The 19,713-nt window shown below is 52.8% G+C and carries 16 protein-coding genes; 8 read left to right on the forward strand and 8 right to left on the reverse strand.

Annotation, left to right across the window (positions count from 1 at the left end; translation table 11 throughout):
• Nucleotides 1-67: 67 nt before the first annotated feature.
• The gene (locus D4L85_RS28395) at nucleotides 68-1,684 is read left to right on the forward strand and encodes a hypothetical protein (protein WP_160144060.1); all 1,617 of its coding nucleotides are present in this window, start codon (nucleotides 68-70) and stop codon (nucleotides 1,682-1,684) included.
• Nucleotides 1,685-1,689: 5 nt separating this feature from the next.
• On the opposite strand, the gene D4L85_RS28400 is transcribed toward D4L85_RS28395, so the two are convergent.
• The 3 genes from D4L85_RS28400 to D4L85_RS28410 all read right to left on the reverse strand — a co-directional run bounded on the left by D4L85_RS28400 (nucleotide 1,690) and on the right by D4L85_RS28410 (nucleotide 5,172).
• Nucleotides 1,690-2,934: an MFS transporter gene (locus tag D4L85_RS28400; protein ID WP_119757478.1), complete on the reverse strand. Its 1,245-nt coding sequence runs from the start codon at nucleotides 2,932-2,934 to the stop codon at nucleotides 1,690-1,692.
• A gap of 89 nt (nucleotides 2,935-3,023) precedes the next feature.
• Nucleotides 3,024-3,971 carry an ARPP-1 family domain-containing protein gene (locus D4L85_RS28405; RefSeq protein ID WP_119757479.1) on the reverse strand — a complete coding sequence of 316 codons (948 nt, stop codon included), beginning with the start codon at nucleotides 3,969-3,971 and terminating at the stop codon, nucleotides 3,024-3,026.
• A gap of 28 nt (nucleotides 3,972-3,999) precedes the next feature.
• A complete protein-coding gene (locus tag D4L85_RS28410) occupies nucleotides 4,000-5,172 on the reverse strand; it encodes a vWA domain-containing protein (protein WP_119757480.1) in 1,173 nt (390 codons plus the stop codon).
• Between the two features lie 181 nt (nucleotides 5,173-5,353).
• On the opposite strand from D4L85_RS28410, the gene D4L85_RS28415 reads away from it, so the two are divergent.
• Together D4L85_RS28415 and D4L85_RS28420 are read left to right on the forward strand one after the other, a co-directional pair.
• On the forward strand, nucleotides 5,354-7,306 hold the full coding sequence (locus tag D4L85_RS28415) for a tetratricopeptide repeat-containing sensor histidine kinase (protein WP_119757481.1): 1,953 nt from the start codon (nucleotides 5,354-5,356) through the stop codon (nucleotides 7,304-7,306).
• Nucleotides 7,303-8,040: a LytR/AlgR family response regulator transcription factor gene (locus D4L85_RS28420; protein WP_119757482.1), complete on the forward strand. Its 738-nt coding sequence runs from the start codon at nucleotides 7,303-7,305 to the stop codon at nucleotides 8,038-8,040. The genes D4L85_RS28415 and D4L85_RS28420 overlap by 4 nt, the downstream gene beginning before the upstream one ends.
• Before the next feature lie 365 nt (nucleotides 8,041-8,405).
• Here D4L85_RS28420 and D4L85_RS34860 read toward each other — a convergent pair whose 3' ends face one another.
• The gene (locus D4L85_RS34860; RefSeq protein WP_228450658.1) at nucleotides 8,406-8,636 is read right to left on the reverse strand and encodes an SWIB/MDM2 domain-containing protein; all 231 of its coding nucleotides are present in this window, start codon (nucleotides 8,634-8,636) and stop codon (nucleotides 8,406-8,408) included.
• Here D4L85_RS34860 and D4L85_RS34865 point away from each other — a divergent pair.
• Together D4L85_RS34865 and D4L85_RS28430 are read left to right on the forward strand one after the other, a co-directional pair.
• Complete coding sequence (locus D4L85_RS34865; RefSeq protein WP_228450659.1) at nucleotides 8,635-8,829, forward strand: hypothetical protein; 195 nt, start codon at nucleotides 8,635-8,637, stop codon at nucleotides 8,827-8,829. The genes D4L85_RS34860 and D4L85_RS34865 overlap by 2 nt on opposite strands.
• Before the next feature lie 418 nt (nucleotides 8,830-9,247).
• Nucleotides 9,248-9,595: a response regulator gene (locus D4L85_RS28430; RefSeq protein WP_119757484.1), complete on the forward strand. Its 348-nt coding sequence runs from the start codon at nucleotides 9,248-9,250 to the stop codon at nucleotides 9,593-9,595.
• Nucleotides 9,596-9,600: 5 nt separating this feature from the next.
• Here the strand turns inward: D4L85_RS28430 and D4L85_RS28435 are convergent, their stop codons facing one another.
• The gene (locus D4L85_RS28435; protein ID WP_119757485.1) at nucleotides 9,601-10,248 is read right to left on the reverse strand and encodes an ankyrin repeat domain-containing protein; all 648 of its coding nucleotides are present in this window, start codon (nucleotides 10,246-10,248) and stop codon (nucleotides 9,601-9,603) included.
• Nucleotides 10,249-10,255: 7 nt separating this feature from the next.
• A complete protein-coding gene (locus tag D4L85_RS28440; RefSeq protein ID WP_228450660.1) occupies nucleotides 10,256-10,726 on the reverse strand; it encodes a hypothetical protein in 471 nt (156 codons plus the stop codon).
• A 95-nt stretch (nucleotides 10,727-10,821) separates the two neighbouring features.
• Here D4L85_RS28440 and D4L85_RS28445 point away from each other — a divergent pair, with 95 nt between their 5' ends.
• Nucleotides 10,822-11,733 (forward strand): helix-turn-helix transcriptional regulator, encoded by a 912-nt coding sequence (locus D4L85_RS28445; protein ID WP_119757486.1) that lies wholly within the window; start codon nucleotides 10,822-10,824, stop codon nucleotides 11,731-11,733.
• Nucleotides 11,734-11,739: 6 nt separating this feature from the next.
• On the opposite strand, the gene D4L85_RS28450 is transcribed toward D4L85_RS28445, so the two are convergent.
• A complete protein-coding gene (locus tag D4L85_RS28450; protein WP_119757487.1) occupies nucleotides 11,740-14,178 on the reverse strand; it encodes an ABC transporter permease in 2,439 nt (812 codons plus the stop codon).
• A gap of 41 nt (nucleotides 14,179-14,219) precedes the next feature.
• Nucleotides 14,220-16,649 (reverse strand): ABC transporter permease, encoded by a 2,430-nt coding sequence (locus D4L85_RS28455; RefSeq protein ID WP_119757488.1) that lies wholly within the window; start codon nucleotides 16,647-16,649, stop codon nucleotides 14,220-14,222.
• A gap of 232 nt (nucleotides 16,650-16,881) precedes the next feature.
• Here D4L85_RS28455 and D4L85_RS28460 point away from each other — a divergent pair, with 232 nt between their 5' ends.
• Together D4L85_RS28460 and D4L85_RS28465 are read left to right on the forward strand one after the other, a co-directional pair.
• Complete coding sequence (locus D4L85_RS28460) at nucleotides 16,882-18,252, forward strand: sigma-54-dependent transcriptional regulator (RefSeq protein WP_119757489.1); 1,371 nt, start codon at nucleotides 16,882-16,884, stop codon at nucleotides 18,250-18,252.
• Entirely contained in the window at nucleotides 18,249-19,610 is a 1,362-nt protein-coding gene (locus D4L85_RS28465) for a sensor histidine kinase (RefSeq protein WP_119757490.1), read from the forward strand. The genes D4L85_RS28460 and D4L85_RS28465 overlap by 4 nt, the downstream gene beginning before the upstream one ends.
• Nucleotides 19,611-19,713 lie beyond the last annotated feature (103 nt).

The following is a 19,713-nucleotide window of genomic DNA, read 5'->3' on the forward strand; positions in this document are numbered from 1 at the left end:
CGTCTGCGCCAGTCGTTGATTTTTTCCTCCCGCGTACGATTGGCAAGGCCTTTGCGTTATTCAACCTATGATCTCAAGACCATCCCAAACCGGCCACGCCCGGAACATTCTCCTGCTGCTATTTTGTCTCGCCATGTCCACCCAAGCCCAGGACCTGAAGCCCCTGGTGAAGTGGGGAAAGGAATTTGAGGCACCGCGCCATTCGTCGCTCAACGCCATTGTCGGTCACGACCAAACTGGCATCTACGCGATCAAGGAACGGTATGGCTTTGGAACCGGTGCCACCTTTTCGCTGGAGCATTACGACAACAATTTTCAACCGACCAAAACATTCGACCTGAAGCTGAGCCACGAAGGGAAGAACGCCGATCTTGAATTGATCTTGCAACTGCACAGCCGGCTTTACCTTTTCTCCTCCTTCCGGGACACCCATACGTCGCGCAAAAAATTATTTGTACAGGAGATCAACCGCACCACGCTGGAACCTCTTCCGGACAAACGCCAGATTGCCGAGATCGATTTTGGGTCGGAGTCGCGGCGGAACAGCGGCACGTACACCATCAAAGTGTCGCGCGACAGTTCGAAGGTGTTGGTGTTTTATGCCCTCCCCTACGCAAAGAACGAGCCCGAGGCATTTGGTTTCCAGGTGTTGGACGACGCCATGAATCCGTTGTGGAACAAAGAAGTAAAATTACCCTACGAAGATGGACTCTTTACGATCGAATCCATTCGCGTGGACAATGACGGCGACGCCTATTTGCTGGCGGTCATCTACAAAGACAAGCGCAAAAGTAAACGGCACGGATTGCCCAACTACACCTACAGTGTTTTTGCGTTTGGCGACAAGGGCAAGACGGCAAAGGAATATCCTATCCGCCTGGAAGATCGTTTTCTCACCGATATGCAAATCGAGATCCTCAACAACAAGAATCTCATTTGCGCGGGCTTCTATTCCGAAAAGGGGACCAACAGCATCCGCGGAACATTTTTCCTCACCATCGATGCCGTGACCAAAGACATCAAAACGCAGAGCTACAAGGAATTCGGCATCGACTTCATCACCCAAAACATGAAGGAGGGCGAGGCTGACCGGGCACGCCGCAAGGAGAAAAGCGGGGAAGAGAATGAGTTGTATGAATATGACCTCGACAAGTTGCTCGTGGGCAAAGACGGTGGTGCAATGCTGATCGGCGAACAATATTATGTGAGCCAATCCACCAGCAATATGATGATGAACGGCATGATGCAAAACTACACCACGTATCATTACAACTACAACGACATCATCACCGTAAAGATCGACCCCTCGGGTCAGATCGAGTGGGCGGAGAAAGTAGCCAAGCGCCAGCACACGATCGACGACGGCGGCTTTTACTCGTCCTACACCATGGCCATCGTGAAAGGCCAGATCTGTTTCATCTTCAACGACAACCGGAAAAACGCAACCTACAACGGGACGGGCAAGATCTATAACTACAGTCCCAATAGCCGCAACGAGAACTCGGTGATCATGTTGGTGAGCATCGATCAGACGGGCAAGCAAGTGCGGCAGCCCTTGTTTGGTGCGCTGGACGCGGAAGTGATCACGCGCCCCAAAGTGTGTCAGCAGATCTCATCGAGCGAAGTGATCCTGTTTGGACAGCGAAAGAAGACACAGCAGTTTGCACGGGTTTTCTTTGAGTGATGCCGTCACGTTTCGAGGACGACGGGCTTTGTCGGGTCGATCTTGAACCACAATGCCGCGCTGACGAATAAGCACGCAGCGATGAGAAACAACGGGTAGCTGAAGTTTCCGGTTTGTTGAACCAGGATGCCAAAGATGAGGGTGATGAAGAAGCCACCCAGTTGCCCCGCGAAGTTCATAGCGCCCACGACAACACCTGAGTTTTGCCGACCGATGTCCACACACACCGCAAACGCGACGGGCAGCGCCAGATCTTTTGTGAGCACGGAAAGTGCCAGCAAATAGCCCGAAGATGTTTTACTGTGCAACACACCGGCGCCCAGGAACAAGAGGGCCGACAATCCTAAACCAACGACTGCCACGATCCGTCGACCCGGTTTCAAACCAAATTTCTGGGTAAGCCAATCACTGAGAAAGCCTCCGGTGAGACATCCGATCGCGCCAAAAAAATAAGAAAGGGAAAGGAAATTTTTTGACTCATCCTCCGTCATGCCCAACCCCTCCTGGAAATAGGTGGACGACCAGTTGGTAAAGAAATAGGACCCATAGAAAAACAGATGGCACATGAGCATGAGGATCCACAGATTGGTGTTCCGGGTGATGGACTTCCAGGGGATTCCATGCCGGGCGCTGCCAAGCTTGCGGCCCAATTCAATTTCCGCGAGTTCGTGTTCGGTGACGGCAGGTTTTTGGCGGGGCTCATCGCGAAACCAGATGAACCACACCGCAGCCCAAACAAACCCCAGAACCCCCAGAGCCCCGAAAGCCAGTCGCCATCCAAAGGCATGAACCAGCGGCACAACAATGAGCGGGGTTAACGCCCCGCCTATGCGACCAGCCGCCCAAATGGCCGACTGCGCCCGGGCAGTTTCTGTGCGGGGAAACCAATGGGCGATGGCGATCGATGCATTGGGATATGCGCCGGCCTCGCCCGCCCCGAAGAGGAAACGGATAATAAGTAGAATTATAAAGCTGAACGCCGAGCCCGTAAGCGCCGTGAACACCGACCACCACACGACCACGCGCGTGAGCACCCTGCGCGCTCCAATGCGGTCGCCCAAAGCACCTGTGGGAATTTCAAACAAGGCATAGGACAAAGAGAACGCCGCCAGTATGTAGCCAAATTGTTGATTATCCAACCCAAGGTCGGCTTTCACGTATTTCGCTACCACGTTCATGCACACCCGGTCCAGGTAGGTGATGACCGACAGGAGAACGAGGAGCAAGAGGACCTGGTAGCGTACTTTCAAATGACCCGATGGATTAGTCCTTCAAGATAGAAAGGATTGATCAAATGCCATAGAGCATCCTAACCCAACGTTCAGGCCACGGTTGTTGGTCAGAAGGTAGAGACGTGTAGTTTTTTGTCGCCTTCCTTGAGGAGCGTTCCTTTCTTCTTCACTTCGCTTTCCTGTTTTCGCTCGTCGGTGATGAGCGTGTCCAGGTAGCGTTGCACATTTCCATAGGGCACCGTCACCGGTTTGCCCGTGGTGATGGCCTGGGTGGCATAGGCGTTGACGAGATCGGGATAGTGGGCCATAAACATTTCGTGCGTGGCAAACATATCACACCCTAGGATGACATCGCCCGACACCACGACCATGCCGATCACATCGGGTTCGCTGGCAAAAAGCGGCTTGAAGTAGTCGGTATATTTTTTCAGGCTTGCGCTGAACGGTCCGGAATTTTTCAAGGCGGTGAGTGTGCCGGTGCTCGTGGTGGCGTTGTTTTTCGATGTGGTTTCCGCCACCTTATCCCAAACCTTCTGCTGATCTTTTTCCACGATAGCCGCCTTGCGGACGTCGTTCGTTGAGAACGACGAATACGACTTAAACTCCATACCCTCATCCCCTCCTTTCTGCGGTTGCCAACGACCGGGCTCTACACAGAAGACCGAAATATCCTTTTTGCTTTTGGGGTACAAAAGAAAATCCTGCGCGATGACACGATCTTGTTTGCCGCCCTGCACCACCTCGCCCGAAAGCACCATGATGGTGTCGGATGATACGTTTTCGATGTAGAGTGTGTTCACTTCTCCCCTGTCGCGTTCGGTGATCTTTGCTTTATTTTTTTGCAGGCCATCCTTGAGCGTCACATAGTTTCCCACATGCTTATGCTGTTCTTTGAAGGCTGCGTTCGCTCGCACGGGATACACCTGGAGGTTTTCATAGGCATACTTTTTCAGTGCCGCAGCTGGTTCCAGTTTCAGGTTGGCTTTGTTGTATTGCGCATGGGTTGTGGCGATCGCGATCGCCAGGAGCAGGTTTGTGAACATGAACCGTTTCATATGCTATCGGAGTGGGTTGAAGGTGCTTTTATTTCCAGCTCAAATTTTTTGCCTGGCCGTAGGCCTTCAGCGACTTGATCATGGTAGCATCCAGGGAAGCTGTCTTGTCTGCGGCGGTGCTGTGGGTGTCGATATATTTGCTGCGTTCTTTTTGGAGCGTCTGGATTTCTGCCTGTATGCGGGCACGGTCAGCTGCTTTTTGGGCGATATAGCTTTTGCGTTGCTCCACCGTCATGGAGCGCATTTCTTCGGGTAAGTCGTCGGTTTTGGTTTCGGTAACGATCTTGGCGTTATCCTTTGAGGCATCGATCAGGTCCCAGCTTGAATTGGAATAGACCTTCGAACTTTTGGAAAGGGTGCGCTCTACTTCATTTGCCTTGCCGTATTGCGCAGCATTGCTGTCCTGAACCCGTTGTTGATCTTTTTTGTATGCGCCGGACGCGCCATAGTAAACATAAGTGGCATTCAAGGCCTCATTTTTGGCGCTGATCTGATCATCGAAAGGCGTTGCGATATAGACGGTCTTGCGATTTTGTTCGATGCTCATATAGGCACCTCCTCCTACGTCTGCTCCCCGCTTCCAACTCGTTGCAATGCCTTCGTCAAAGCTTCCGCAGAAGATCGTGTTCACCACGACATCCTTTTCTTTCGCGTATTGACATGCCCACTCATACGAAACACTTCCCTGCGAGAAGGGCTCGTTGCCGGCGATGAAAATCATTTTGAGGTCGTTTTTCTCTCCCGACCATTCCAGTTGTTCGAGTGCCGTACGGATCACGTGTCCACAATATTCCTGGCCGCCATTGGTGGTGAGGGCAAACAATTTTTCGGAGAGTACGTCCAGGTCTCCCGTCAGCGGACTCACCTGGCGGATGTAGCCGTTGCCGGACGACAGCCGGTCGTTGCCATATTCGTAGAGGGCAATGGCGATGTCGGGCGACGCACCGTCGCTGCATTTGGCGGCGGCCAGCTCGTTCACGATCTTCCACAACTGCGATTTGGCTTGTTCGATGAGCCCGTCCATGCTGTTGCTGGTGTCCAGCAGCAAGGCCAGCTTGATCTTTTGGCTTTTCACGGTGGCCGGCTCGGCAGTTGGTCTGGTCTCCGAGTGAGCCGGCTGGCATTCAGTATACAGGCATAGGGCGGCGGTGAAAACGATACCTTTCAAAAGCAGGCCCGCGGCGGTGTTCAGGTGTCTCATGGCTAATTGTTTTTTTTTTAAATCTCACGCGAAAAAAGAGGAATGGGTATCGAAACTGAGGGAGGGCGCCATTCCACTGAGTGAACCGCCAGGCCGGCTTCGGGAAAGCCTGGTTTAGGTTGGTCTCCCGAAAATTTGCATTTTGAATATTGTATTAACTTTCCCGCTCAAAGCTCATTTCATGCGCCAACGAATCGTCATCGTGTTCTGTTTTCTGGGGATCTTGCTCTCGACGACCGGTTATGGTCAGGCCAGCAAAAAAGACTCCTACACGAAATTCAAGAGCAATTCCTCGCGCCAGTCGGTGTCGGTGTTGTTGAATGAAGCGAGTGGAATGAAGGATAAAGACCCACAAAATGCGCTCAGCAAAGTGCGGGAAGCCCTTGGACTAAGCCTGGCCAACGGCGAGTCCTTCAATGAAGGACGATGCTACCTATTGCTGGGCGAGATCAATGAAGGCCTGCAGGAATGGAAGCTGGCCCTGGACAATTATGGACATGCCCGTGAAAAACTTGTTACCCCAAAGGGTGGATACACCGACGAGTATGTGCGTGCCGTGCAAGGCATGGGCAACACCGCCCTGAAACTCGGGCAATACGCTGAAGCTTTGAAGCACTTTGAAGAAGCCTTGCAGCTATCCAGGAATGCCAACCAAAAAGCTGCCTTGCAATTGAGCTTGTCGGAAGTGTATTACCAGATGGAGCGCTACCCGGAAGCGTTGGTCCCTTTGAAGGAGATCGACCTCACCCCGAAGAAAGTAGTGAGCAGTGACAACAGTTTTTCCAACCAAGCCAAGAACCAGGAAGCGAAGATCTATGCCCGCCTTAACAACCTGGACAAAAGCAAAGCCCTGTTTGACAGCTCGGTGAACACGTTGCGCCAAACCAAGAACGTGAGCCCCGAAGAAGACCAGTCTTTGCAAAAGGCCAAAGAGGAAATCGCGGGCGTATTTCGCTCCCAAAACCGTTACGATGACGAGATCGACCTGCGCAATAAGTCCATTGAATATAACCTGGAGTCGAATAACTTTTCTGAAGTGACCAAGGACAAAGTAGAGATCGGCAACGCGCTCGACGCCAAAGGCGAACCCCGCGCTGCGCTGAGGGCCATCGAAGAAGCCGCGCGCATTGCCGACACCCTCCACAATCCCAAGGAGCAGATGTATGCCTATCAAACACTGGCCAACCTCTATGAAAAGAACGGCATGACGTCCAAGGCGCTGGATGCCTATCACAAATTCAGCTTCCACGTCACGCAGGCCGACTCGCTCAACGAAGTGCAGCGTCTCCAGCAGGCCCGGATCCTCAACATTCAAAAAGACATCACCGAACTCTCCAAGAATGTATCGCTCGGCAAACAGGAAGAAAGCCTGGAGCAGGCCACCGTGACGCGTCAACGGATCATCATCTATGGACTGCTGGCCTTGTTGCTGGTGATTGGCACCACCTCGTATTTCACCTATAAGAATGCGCAAGCCAGCAAAATGGCCAACCAACTGCTGGCCTTGAAGTCGCTGCGCAGCCAGATGAACCCGCATTTTATTTTCAATGCGCTCAATTCCGTCAACCATTTTATTGCCCAGCAGGACGAGCGCGCTGCCAACAAATTCCTTTCCGAATTCTCCCAACTGATGCGGCTCGTGCTAGAAAATTCACAAGAGGATTTTATTCCCTTGCAACAGGAGCAGGACATTCTCTCGCTGTACCTGAAACTGGAGCACTATCGCTTCCGCGATAAATTCGACTACACGATCGACGTAGACGCATCGCTGAACACCGAAGCGATGGAGGTCCCTCCTATGCTGATTCAGCCTTACATCGAGAACGCTGTCTGGCATGGGTTGAGGTATCGGGAGGAGAAGGGTCATCTTTCGCTCCGGTTCATCAAAGACAACGGGCAGTTGGTGGTGGAGATCAAAGACAACGGCATCGGCCGCAAACGGTCGGCCGCGTTGAAGACGGCGCAACAGAAAAAACACCGGTCCACCGGCTTGAAAAATATTCGCGAGCGGCTGGACATCCTCAATAAAGTTTACAAGACCCATTACCGCGTTGCCATAGACGACCTGCCGGAAGGATCGGGAACCGAAGTGCGCGTGTATTTACCTATGAAAAATCATACCGCGAGCCTATGAAAGCCGTGATCGTCGACGATGAAAAAGACAGCCGCCAGATCCTGGCGAACTACCTGGCCAAATACTGTCCCGAAGTCCAGGTCTGTGGCTTTGGCGAGTCCGTATCCACCGGGCTGGAGGCCATCGAAGCCCACCGCCCCGACATTGTTTTTCTCGACATCGAAATGCCCTATGGCAACGGCTTCGACCTGCTGGACAAGGTTGGTCAGGTAGATTTCGAGACGGTCTTTGTCACGGCCTTCGACACCTACGCCATCCAAGCCCTCAACCTGAGTGCCGCCTATTACCTGCTGAAACCCATCGACATCGACGAGCTCATCAAGGCCGTGACCAAAATAAAAGAAGAGCGCGCCGCCGAAAACTACAAACACCACGCGCAAGTGCTCCTGGAGAATTTGCGCGCACCCTCACCTCAAAAGATCATGCTGCCCACCCTGGAGGGCTTCGAGATCGTGTCGATCAACACCATCTTATATTGCGAGGCCGTAGATAACTTCACCCGCTTTCATTTCGAGACGGGCACTCCCCTGCTCATTTGCCGCACACTGAAATATTTTGAGGAAGTGTTGGGGGAGCATGGCTTTCTGCGGATCCATCGATCGCATCTTATTCATCCCCATCATGTTATTCGATACTCGAAGGGAAAGGGAGGGTTTGTGACGATGAAGGATAAGCGGGAATTGGAGGTGGCGCCGAGTAGGAAGAAGGAGTTGTTGGGGTTGTTTGAGCGATGAGGTTCAGGAGCCAGAATCCAGGAGCCAGTAGTTAGTGGTCAGTAATCAGTAGTCTCTATTCAGTAAATCATGGCTGGCAAATAGGCAGGATGCACAAGCATTTGGAGGTTGATCTGTAACCATAGGCCATCAATCGCTTCGTGAACTTTAAATCTGAAATAGATGCATTCTCTTCATCTAATCGGCAGAAATCACAAGCCAAACAGCGCCCTAACAACTATCGAATACTGACTTCTGGCTACTAACTACTGGCCACTGAATTCTGGCTCCCCCCTAAAAACAAAAAGCACCACAGCTAAACCGTGGTGCTTTTTTTAGGCTTTGTATGCTCAGTATTACCCAAGCACGCGTCTGTCCTGTTTGAATTACTTCACGTGTTTGTTCACGACTTTAGCCAATTCGAACATGGAGATCTGATCTTTGCCACCGAAAATGGCTTTCAGCTTCACGTCGCCGTTGATCATTCTTCTGTTCTTCTTGTCCTGAAGATTGTTCTTCTTGATGTAGTCCCAGATCTTTTTGATGATCTCTGTTCTGGGGATGGCTTTGGTGCCGATCACTTCAGAAAGGGCTGCGCTGGGAGTCAGAGGAACCATGAAGGCTGCGTTGGGTTTTCTTTTTGCTGCTTTCTTAGGAGCTTTCTTGGCTGCTTTTTTAGGAGCGGCCTTCTTTGCGGCCTTCTTGGGAGCTGCTTTCTTTGCCGCTTTTTTAGCGGACTTCTTCGCAGCTTTCTTAGCTGCTTTTTTCGCTGTTTTTGCCATAGCGTTTTTGAATTTTAGAGTTAATTAATAATTACTTAAAATGTTATGGTTCACACTTTGCTGTGAATATACTATATTTTGAATCACACTTACAATTTTCATCTTTTTCTCACTGTGTTTTACACCCTCCGCGACGTTCATTTTCCCTATGAAAAACACCCCCATCACCACGTGTGATAGGCCTCTTTTGTCTCTGAAAAAACATGCTGTGTGCCCTTCGCGAAGCACTGCCGGATGACCTTCTAACCTTCTGCTTACCCGTCCACATTGGCTTACATTCTTACTATAGCTAGGGAATCATATAGTAAAGAAAAAGAACACGATACGTTGTAAAAAACACTTCGCCACCACCCCGGCTTCCACACCCGGGAGTGCCAAAGTTTTTTCATTCTGCTTGTAGTTTCTCCTGCGGAAAGATACTTTTGATATACTAAAGGCTGACGCCAATGAAGGTACTGATCCTCGACGATGAGAAGTTCGATTTATTTGTAGTAAAAAAATTAGTGGGACTGGAGTTCGAAGCTGAGGGTTTCACCGTTCCCCAGGAGGCGCTGGACTGGGCGCGGGCAAATACTTTCGATGTGGTCATCATCGATTACTACCTCACCACTACCGTACTGGCCCACCATGTGCTGCACCAATTGCGCACCTTCGTCACCCATCCGTTCAAAGCCTTTGTGCTCACCAACTATGTCGATAACCAGCAAGTGACCGAGCTGAAGGCGGCGGGGTTCGACGCCGTGATCCACAAGCCTTTCACCCTGGAATATTTCAAGGTTCAACTGGGGCTTTGACCCCCTCATCCCCTTAGCAACGCAGCTACTTCCGAAAATCCCTTTTCGATCGCCATGTCATAGGGTGTTTGGCCTTGGTCGGTCTTTGCCTGCGGGTTTGCGCCGTAGCGGAGGAGGATCCGGGTCATCTCCAGGTCGCCATAGTGGGCGGCGGTATGCAGCGCCGTGTTGTTGCCTTGCTGGGTAGCCTGCGCGTCGGCGTGATGCTCCAGCAACAGGCGCACGATGTCGGTGGCATGCGCAGCAGCGGCCGAGTGGAGCGGAGCCACATGGAAGGCGTTGCGTGAAGCGAGACTGGGGTCGGCACCTGCGCCCAACAGGTACTCCGCCACCGGTGTCCGGGCAAAGAAGCAGGCTAACCCAAGCGGCGTGAAGCCGTCGGCGGAGAAGGCGTTGAGTTGGTCGCGATTTTCAGTGACGAATCCTTTGACCTTGTCGAGGCTTCCTGCGGCACTGGCTTCAAAGATGTCGAGGTTGGATTTGTGGGCCAGCAGGTAGTCGCTCAGTTCGGTATTTCCATAATAAAAACTGAGCGATAAAAGCGATACACCCTGTGTGTCGCGGGTGTCGACCAGCGCGGGATGTTGTTTCAGTTCGTCGATGAGATCGGTTGTGCGGCGCGCCTTGAGGAGCGTCAATACTTTTTCTTCCATGGTCGGGCTATTGGGTGATGTTACGGAGCTTCAGGAATTCGAGGACCTCTCCCGCCTCTCCTTTCTGGGCGTGCATCAACAGGGTGATGCCGTGAGGGCCTTTGCAGAGATGGGTATCGGGGAAGGCGGCAAAGATCGCTTTCACGATGTCGATCTTGTTCATCATGGCGGCGGTGAAGATGTCCATGCGGGCGCCTTTTCCAACCAGGTACTCCGCGATGTCTTTGCGGCCCATGTGGGATGCCCCTCCGAGGGCGGTTTCAAAATCGCCATTGCCCCAATCGTAGGTCGCGTGGAGTACGGCCGGCATTTCTTCCAGCATTTGTTTGGTGCCGGCCAGGTCGCCGTGACCCAGCCTGACAAACTCTTTTACTTTGTCGACGCTGAGGGGGTCGGGTCGTTTGTCCTGGGCCAGTGCCGGAACACCGGCGAGCGTGAGGATGGGGAGTCCGGTAATAAAATTGCGGCGGGTTATCATAGAAGTGTGGGTTTATAGTGACGAAGCTAGGGTGACGCGGGCGAGTGAACTTCTTTTAAATCACCTTTTTGTATCTTACTTTAAATTACACAATCGTGCTGGCATTCGTACATAAAGATCCCCAAAAGAAACGTGCCCCGGAAGGATCGCTGTTTGCCAGTACGCGCGAAAGTTCCATCATCATGAACAGCAGCGCCCGCTTCCACGATTGGAAAGGCGTGGGCCCGCTGTCGTTGAAAGTGGCGTTGAAAGGCGAGGCGATGTATGAAGTCGAGCACCGGCGCCTGACCGTGGACGAGCATCGTCTCCTGATCCTCAATGACGCCCAGGAGTATCGCGTGCTGGTGAACAGCCCCTTCAAAGCCGAAACCTTTATCGTCTTCTTCGATGCCACCCTGGTGGCCGATGTCCTGCAACATTTTCAGCGTTCGGACGAACGGCTGCTGGACAACCCGGCAAATCCCCTGTCATCTGATTACACCTTCAATCTGAATACCCTTGACCTGGACGATGGGCTCCGGCAGAGACTGGCGCAGCTCAAGCAATCCATCGCGCAAAACGCTCCGATGCTTTCGCTGCGGGAAGACCTTTTCTTCCTCTTCCACGCGTTGCGGGCAACCGAAGCGCGCGCATCATCGCATGCCCTGACGCTGCCGTTTGCCAAGACGAGCACCCAGCAGGAGATTGCCCGCCGGCTGTTGGTGGCCCGCGATTATCTGCATGCCTATAAATCTGAAGCCATCGGTCTGGAAGAATTGAGCGACGCTGCCATGCTTTCACCCAACCACCTGCTGCGCAACTTTTGTGTTTACTTTGGCTGCACGCCTTTTCAATACCTCACCCGCCTGCGCATGAAAACCGCCGAACAGCTCTTGCAATATTCAGCACTACCCATCACCGAGATCTGCCAGGTGGCCGGCTTTGAAAGCCTGAGCTCTTTCAGCTGGTCATTCAAAAAAATAACCGGCAGGTCGCCCCGCCGGTTTAGGATGGATCATCTGCAATAAATGTTCTTATTCTTCTTTCAGTACCACTGCCGGGTTAAGCGACGCCGCGCGCAAGGCCAGGTAGCCCACGCAAATCATCGCCAGGATAAGCTCCGCGCCTCCCGCCAGGATGAAGAGCCAGGGATTGATCGACACCCTGTACTGGAAAGTATCCAGCCACTGCTGCATCACCCACCACGACAGCGGTGTGGCGATGATCAAAGCGACCACCAGCAGTTTAACATACTGCGTATTCATCATCAGGTAGATGCTCGACAGCGAAGCACCAAAAACTTTGCGGACACCGATCTCCTTCTTGCGCTGCTCGGCCGAGTAGGCCACCAGCCCCACCAGCCCAATGATGGCAATGGTGATGGAAAGCACCGTGAAGACGGAGAACAGGGATCCAAGGCGTTGTTCTTCCTGGTAGCGCATCTTCAACTGTTCGTCCAGGAAAGAGTATTCAAAGGGAGTTGCATCCGCGATCTGGTTCCAGCGCTTCTCAATCCTCGCGATCAATGACGCTACGTCGGGCGTGTTGAACCGGATGGATACCGTGCGGAGGTCTCCAAATATCTTGGATTTTATGTTGAAGAACATGAACGGGTTGATGGTCTCGTACAGCGACCGGAAATGAAAATCCTTTACCACGCCAATGATCTCCTGCCGGCCTACATCGTCGCCAACGTAAATGATGTGTTGGCCAATGGCCTGCTCTGGTGTCCACCCGTATAATCTCACCGCGGTCTCGTTCAGGATCACAGCGTTTACGTCCGACGGTCGGTTGGGCTCGAAGCCCCGACCGGCAACCAGCTGGTGTTGTGCCGTTGCCAGGTAGTAGTCGTCTATTTTCATGTAGGTGATAGGCAGCTTCAGGTCGTTGCCTTCCCGCATGAAAATGTCTTCAAACGCTTTGCGAAAATCGGCGGAAGCCGATACTTCCTCTACACCGGGATAGGTGGCGATCTCATCGCGGAAGGATTGCAATTGGTTCCCGAGCTTTTCGCTATTGTTCACGATCAGCATGCTCTCCTGGTTGAAGCCCAGGCTTGCCGATTGGAAATACTTCAGTTGATCGAACACAACCATGGTGGCCACCATCAACGCAATGGAAATGGTGAACTGAAAAATCACCAGCACGTTCCGCAGATTCGACGTGCGCAGGCCCGAGATCATCTTGCCCTTGAGCACCTGTGCCGGACGGAACGAGGTGAGGTAGAAGGCGGGATAAAGCCCTGCCAGGAAACCGACCACCAACGGCAGCAGGATGATGATGGCAAAGAACAATTTATTATCCCACAGGGTAACCGGGATTTCCAGACCTGTGAGCGGCTGAATGAGCATGCGAAGCAGTTCCATTACCCCGAGCCCCAGCAACATGGCCACGAACGTGACCAGGATGTTCTCTACCTGGAACTGGGCGATGAGCGAAGCACGATGGAGGCCCAGGGTTTTCTTGACACCCACTTCTTTTGCCCGGCTGGCACCCCGTGCCGTGGAGAGATTGATAAAGTTCACCACTGCGATCAATAGGATAAACGCGGCCACGATGCTGAAGACATACACATACTTGATGTCGCCTACGGGGCCCAGGCGGTTGCCGGTGTCCGAAGAATATAGCCGCATCTCGCGCACCGGTTGGAGATACACTTCCCACGCACCCCTTTCCTTTATAAATTCGTTGAAGTCAATCCCAATCCGCTGAAAAGTCGCCGGTGCATAACGCATCGGCAGCGTCTTCAGCGTCTTGTTTAACGCAGTGACGTCGGTGCCGGGTTTGAGTTTTACATAGGTGACCACTTGCGTAAAGATCCAACTCCACTCCATCTGCTTTATGATCGGGACAGACGGCATCGACAGGAGATAGTCAAAATGAAAGTGCACGTTGGTGGGTTGTGTTTTTGTCACGCCCGTAATTTCCGCGGTCTCCCGCTGGTCGCCGATCTGGATGAGCTTGCCTAGGGCAGGTTCGTCGCCAAACAGGCGCTTGGCCGCCTCGTCTGAAATCACCACTTTATTTTTTCCTTCCAGGGCGGTGCGCGGATCGCCTTCTTTCAATTCGAAAGCAAAAAATGAAAAGAAGGTGGAGTCGGCGGCCAGCACGCGTTCTTCGTTGAAGGCCACCACGTCGCGGTTGGGTTTGGTGTAGCGCACGATCTGTCCGCCGGGTGTATTGATGCGCAGGACCGTCTCGATCGAGGGATATTCCGTGATCAACGCATTGGCTACCGCCGGTCCCGTAGACCCCCAATAGCCTCCCTTGGGATTCCAGATGTTGGTCATGTTGACGCGATACAGGCGATCCACGTCGGGATGCATGGAATCATACGACAATTGATGGGTCACATACAGGAACAACACCAGGCTGGTGCCCAGCCCCAGGGCCAATCCGGCGATCTTGATCAACGCATAGTAGCGTTCGCGAAAAATGCTGCGGATGGCGGTCTTAAAATAATTCTGGAACATATGATGAGAAGGTTAAGACGTTTAAAATATACGTGAAGATTTTATTCCGTGCGCAGGGTTTCGGCCGGGTTGGAAACAGCCGCCCGCAGTGAACGATAACTTACCGTGAGCAAGGCGATGGTCAACGTGGCTCCCACCGCAATGAGAAATGCCGGCCAGCGGATGTCGATGCGGTAGGCAAAGTTTTCCAGCCACCGGTGCATCGAATACCAGGCCAGCGGCGCCGCCATCACGAAGGCGATCACGATGAGCTTGATAAACTCTTTCGAGAACAGCATCATGATGCTGGTCACCGACGCGCCCATCACTTTGCGGATGCCGACCTCTTTCAGTTTTTGATTGGCCATGAACGAGATGAGTCCGTACAAGCCCAGGCAGCCGATGAAGATGGAGATGCCGGCAAAGATCTTGAAGAGGGTGAACGTTCTTTCGTCCTGACGGTAGAGGGCAGCCAGTTCCTGATCGAGGAATTCGTATTCGAAGAAGTAGTCCGGGAAAACTTCGTTCCAATTCTTTTCGATGAACTTGATGGTCTCCGAAAAATGTTCGGGCGCCACCTTCATACCGGCCGTGAAATAAAATTCGGGCATGCCCATGAGCAATACAGGTTTGATCTTGTCATGCAGCGACGTCACGTGAAAGTCTTCCACTACACCGATCACTTCGGCGTTCGTGCGCCGCACACCGGTGGTGATGAATTTTCCGATGATGTCTTTCGGATCGTGAAAACCCAATGTCCGTACGGCCGCTTCGTTGACGATGTATTTAAATTCCGCTTCGCCTTCCGGCAAACCAAAGTCCGCACGTTTCTCTTCGGCTTCCGTGAACCAGCGTCCCGCCACCAGTTTGAGGCCATACGTGTCGCGGTAGTGTATATCAACTGGTTTTAACCCTATGTCGTAACGTTCCCCAGTGCCCTTCTCTGTCAGGTAGAATCCTGTATTGAAATTATTATTGGAAGTCGGTGCGCCCAAGCAAAAGGATAGCTGTTGAATGTTGGGATTGGCTTCCAGGCGTGCCCGCAAGGCGAGCATGTTTTGCCGGTTGATATCCGGAATGGGAATGTTGATGATCGCATCCTTGTTGAATCCCAGCGGTTTGCTGTTAAAATATTCCATCTGGTCGGCCACGATGAGCGTGCCGATGATGAGCACCTGCGCGATCATGAACTGGAACACCACCAGCACCTTCCGCACCGTGGCGCCGGAACTGCCTTGGGCCGAGATCTTATTTTTCAGAACGGCCGCCGGATTGAACCCCGACAAGATCACCGCCGGATAAAATCCCGAAAAAAGTGTGGCCGCCACCATTAACCCCAGCAAGAACAACACCAGCATCGGGTTGGAAAGAATGTTCAGCCCCAGCGACTTGGTCAGAAACCGGTTGATCCACGGCAACAGCCACTCCGTTGCACAAAGGGAGATGAGCACGGCACACAGGGTGATCAGGAAAGTCTCGCCCAGAAAATACAGGGTGAGTTGGCCGCGCTTGGCGCCAAGCGTTTTCCGGATGCCGATCTCTTTCGATTTTTTTATCGCCAACGCCGTGGCCAGGTTGATGAAGTTGATGCAGGCAATGGCCAGGATGAACAATCCCAGGATGGCCAGCACCACCAGGTCCGAATATTCGGCATTGGAGAACGTTCCGGGATTTTTGGTATATTTTTTACTGAAGTGAATGTCTTGCAAGGCCTGGAGCGAATACGTCTGTTTGATCGATTGGTCCTCCCCCGCCATATATTTTTTCACAAATGCAGCGAAGCGCGGGGTCAGCGAAGCGGGGTCGATCGTTGAGGGCAGAACGATATAGGTAAAACCTGAAGCCGTCATTCCCCACTCATCCAGTGGCAGGCCGCCCAGAAAATCCTCCGTGAGGGAGGGCATGGAAACGACCATGGTAAATTGAATGTGCGACGTGGCGGGAGGATCGGCTACAATGCCGGCTACATCCAGTTGCACTTTGTTGCCGATCTTGATGGTGGTCACGCCTTCATGCTTCAACAGCTTCTTAGCCAGTGACTCGGTGAGAAACACTTTTCCGGGCTGACCTAATTCGGCTTTGGGATTTCCTGAGATCACCTTGAAACTAAACACCTCGAAAAACAACGAGTCGGCAAAAAGGATATTCTCCACTACCTGCTTGTCATCGCCCACCCGCACGAGGACCTCGTCCTGGTAATGCATTTGGGTGACCAGCGGAATCTCCGGAAAATCATTGCGGAAAGCTTGCGCCAGCGGGTAAGGCGTAGCGGCTTCCGACTGAACGCCTGAAGCGCTTTCTGAATCCTGGACAATCCGGTAAAGGCTGTTGTAGTGCGCATGAAATTTATCGAAACTCAGATCATAGGTGATCATCAAAAAGATCACGATGCAGGAGGTGAGCCCGATGCTCAACCCCAGCACGTTGATGAGGGTGTAGTTCTTGTTCCGGAGGAAATTTCGAAGGGCAATGATCAAATAGTTTTTTATCATAATGCATCATCCATTACTAAAGTTGTGCCATTGTTATAATGTATTAATAATCAACTATTTACATAATAACAATGTGATTTAAATCCGATAAGATGTATCAAAAACGATACAAAGAAACGTTTGAATATGATACAATTCCAGTAGCTTTATAAACCAAAAACAAAGGAATTTATGGCTTGGGCTGGCGTTTACGCGCAGGCCGGCCATCCCAAACCGACTCTAAGCTGATCTGATGAACGCTGCAAAGATATTGATCGTAGACGATGACCGCGACGTGCTGGAAACCGCCCGCATGTTTTTGAAACAGGAATTTTCGCTAGTGCAGATCGAAGAAGATCCCGCGAAAATTCCCACCCTCATGAAAAACCAGGACTTCGATGTGATCCTGCTTGACATGAATTTCAAAAAGGGTGTGAACGATGGCGAGGAAGGATTCCACTGGCTGGACCAGATCCTGAAAGCCGATCCCCAAGCCGTGGTCATTCTCATCACGGCCTATGGCGAAGTGGACCTGGCGGTGAAAGCCATGAAGAATGGCGCCGTAGACTTCGTGCTGAAACCGTGGAAGAATCAAAAACTCCTGGGCACGCTCCTCTCTGCCCTGCAGCTCCGGCAGTCGCGCAAGGAAGTGGAAAAGTTGAAAATGGCGCAGGAGAAATTGAGCGACGACATCGATCACGCCTACTCGGATTTTATCGGCGACTCACCTGCCATTGGGCGCGTCCGCGAAATGATCGACCGCGTCGCCGGCACCGACGCCGATGTGTTGATCCTCGGCGAAAACGGCACAGGCAAAGAGCTGGTGGCGCGCGCCATCCACCGGCGGTCGGCCCGCAGAGACCAGGTGTTCATCAGCGTGGACCTCGGCGCCATCACCGAGACGCTTTTCGAAAGTGAATTGTTCGGTTATGTAAAAGGTGCGTTCACCGACGCCAAACAAGACAAGCCCGGTCGTTTTGAGATCGCTTCCGGCGGCACCATTTTTTTGGACGAGATCGGCAACTTATCCCTGCCCCTGCAGGCCAAGCTGCTCACGGTTTTGCAACACCGCAAAGTGCAACGCGTGGGCTCGGGGAAAGAAACCCCGGTAGATTTCCGCCTGCTCTGCGCCACCAACATGCCGTTACACGAAATGGTGTACGAAAAGAAATTCCGCCAGGACCTCCTCTACCGCATCAACACGGTCGAGGTGCGCGTGCCCCCGCTGCGCGAGCGCGCTGAAGACGTCCCCGCCCTGCTGGATCACTTCCTGCAGCGGTACGGACAAAAGTATAAACGCCCTGACATCAAAGTGGACAAGTCCGTGCTGGCCAAGTTAAAGAAGTACCATTGGCCAGGCAACATCCGCGAGCTGCAACATGCCGTGGAGCGCGCCGTGATCCTGAGCGAAGAAAAAGTGATCCACTCGGCCGAGCTCCTCATTAACAACGCCGGCTATTCGCCCAAGAAAGATCACCTGCCCCTGACCCTCGATGAAATGGAAAAACAATTCATCCAGCAATCGCTGCAAGACCACGATGGGCATGTGAGCAACACGGCGAAGACGCTGGGCATGACGCGCACCGCTTTATACCGCAGGATGAAAAAACACGGCATTCAATGATCTACAAGCGCTTCACTTTCCTCATCGTCCTTCGCATCGCGTTCTTGCTGGGCAACGTGCTTTTATTGTCCTGGATCTTTGGCGATCCGCGGTTGTTCTTCAACCAGATCATCCTGTTCCTGCTGCTGGTGGCACAAGTGGTGGAGTTGATCCGCTACGTGAACCACACCAACCGCGAGCTGTCGCGTTTTTTCCTGGCCATCAAGCACGCCGATTTCTCGGTCACCTTCAAGCAGGGGCCGCTGGGGTCGTCGTTCCGGGAGCTGCAGCAGAGCATGGCGGAGATCGTCGATGCCTACAAACAAGTGAAGATCGAGAAGGAAGCACAGTATCACTTCCTGCAATTGCTGGTGGCCCAACTAAAAGTAGGCATCATCTCGCTGGAGCACGACGAAGTGACGCTCGTCAATCCCACGGCTGAGCGCCTGCTGGGGCTCACGGGACTCAAACACTGGAAGGCCATCTCCATGCTCCATCCTAAACTGACCAGCGACATCGAAGCCCTTGGCGATGCTGGGCGGAAACTGGTGGAGGTGCGCACGGCGGCAGAAAACAAATTGCTGGCCGTGGACGTGAGCACGCTGGTCATTCTCAATACGCCGTTGAAGCTCATCACCCTTCAAGACATCAATTCGGAGATTGAACAGAAGGAGATCGAGGCGTGGCACAAGCTGATCCGCATCCTCACCCACGAGATCATGAACTCCGTGACCCCCATCGCCTCGCTCACCGAAACCATGCAAAGCCTGCTGACCGATAAGAGCGGCCAGCCAAAATCGGTCGACCACATCACTCCGGAGACGCTGGGCGATATCCTGTTCTCGCTCGCCACCATTCACAAGCGCAGCGATGGGTTGCTCGAGTTTGTGGAGAACTACCGCCAGCTCACGCGGGTGCCCAAACCAGTGATGGCAACGGTGAACGTCGGGGAATTTCTTCAGACCATCGAAAAACTGATGAAGCCCAATCTCGTCCGCCAGGACATCGCGCTCAGCCTTGCCGTTGTGCCGGACACGTTGCAGGCTTCGTTCGACGCCACGCTGCTGGAGCAGGTGCTGATCAACCTGGTGACCAACAGCACGCATGCCCTGGAGGGCCGGGCGGCCAAACGCATCGACCTGCGTGCGTTCCGCATCGAAAGCTATTTGCGCCTGGAGGTGACCGACAACGGCAAGGGCATCCCCGAAAAGGAACTACAGGAGATCTTTGTACCCTTTTTCTCCACAAAAAAAGAGGGGAGCGGCATCGGTCTGAGCCTTTCCAAACAGATCGTGAGCCTGCACGGCGGCACCTTGAAAGTCGCCTCCACGCCGGGCGAGGGAACAACGTTCTATATCCAGCTTCCGGCGAAGCTTTGACAGCCGTTGCGACGCGTGCCTGACAAACGACAGGGCAAACGCATCACCCGTATTTTTCCCTTCAGTTCCACGGTTTTTCCCCATGGTATAAAATCTTCGTAGT

The sequence above is a fragment of the Chryseolinea soli genome, assembly GCF_003589925.1.
Taxonomy (GTDB): Bacteria; Bacteroidota; Bacteroidia; order Cytophagales; family Cyclobacteriaceae; genus Chryseolinea; species Chryseolinea soli.

What these genes read in the sequence shown, in the direction of transcription:
- D4L85_RS28460 (WP_119757489.1), top strand. Translation starts at nt 16,882, where the DNA reads ATGAACGCTGCAAAGATATTGATCGTAGACGATGACCGCGACGTGCTG.
- D4L85_RS28420 (WP_119757482.1), top strand. Translation starts at nt 7,303, where the DNA reads ATGAAAGCCGTGATCGTCGACGATGAAAAAGACAGCCGCCAGATCCTG.
- D4L85_RS28440 (WP_228450660.1), bottom strand. Translation starts at nt 10,726, where the DNA reads ATGATAACCCGCCGCAATTTTATTACCGGACTCCCCATCCTCACGCTC.
- D4L85_RS28465 (WP_119757490.1), top strand. Translation starts at nt 18,249, where the DNA reads ATGATCTACAAGCGCTTCACTTTCCTCATCGTCCTTCGCATCGCGTTC.
- D4L85_RS28410 (WP_119757480.1), bottom strand. Translation starts at nt 5,172, where the DNA reads ATGAGACACCTGAACACCGCCGCGGGCCTGCTTTTGAAAGGTATCGTT.
- D4L85_RS28405 (WP_119757479.1), bottom strand. Translation starts at nt 3,971, where the DNA reads ATGAAACGGTTCATGTTCACAAACCTGCTCCTGGCGATCGCGATCGCC.
- D4L85_RS34865 (WP_228450659.1), top strand. Translation starts at nt 8,635, where the DNA reads ATGAAGGCTGCGTTGGGTTTTCTTTTTGCTGCTTTCTTAGGAGCTTTC.
- D4L85_RS28415 (WP_119757481.1), top strand. Translation starts at nt 5,354, where the DNA reads ATGCGCCAACGAATCGTCATCGTGTTCTGTTTTCTGGGGATCTTGCTC.
- D4L85_RS28450 (WP_119757487.1), bottom strand. Translation starts at nt 14,178, where the DNA reads ATGTTCCAGAATTATTTTAAGACCGCCATCCGCAGCATTTTTCGCGAA.
- D4L85_RS28435 (WP_119757485.1), bottom strand. Translation starts at nt 10,248, where the DNA reads ATGGAAGAAAAAGTATTGACGCTCCTCAAGGCGCGCCGCACAACCGAT.
- D4L85_RS34860 (WP_228450658.1), bottom strand. Translation starts at nt 8,636, where the DNA reads ATGGTTCCTCTGACTCCCAGCGCAGCCCTTTCTGAAGTGATCGGCACC.
- D4L85_RS28430 (WP_119757484.1), top strand. Translation starts at nt 9,248, where the DNA reads ATGAAGGTACTGATCCTCGACGATGAGAAGTTCGATTTATTTGTAGTA.
- D4L85_RS28455 (WP_119757488.1), bottom strand. Translation starts at nt 16,649, where the DNA reads ATGATAAAAAACTATTTGATCATTGCCCTTCGAAATTTCCTCCGGAAC.
- D4L85_RS28395 (WP_160144060.1), top strand. Translation starts at nt 68, where the DNA reads ATGATCTCAAGACCATCCCAAACCGGCCACGCCCGGAACATTCTCCTG.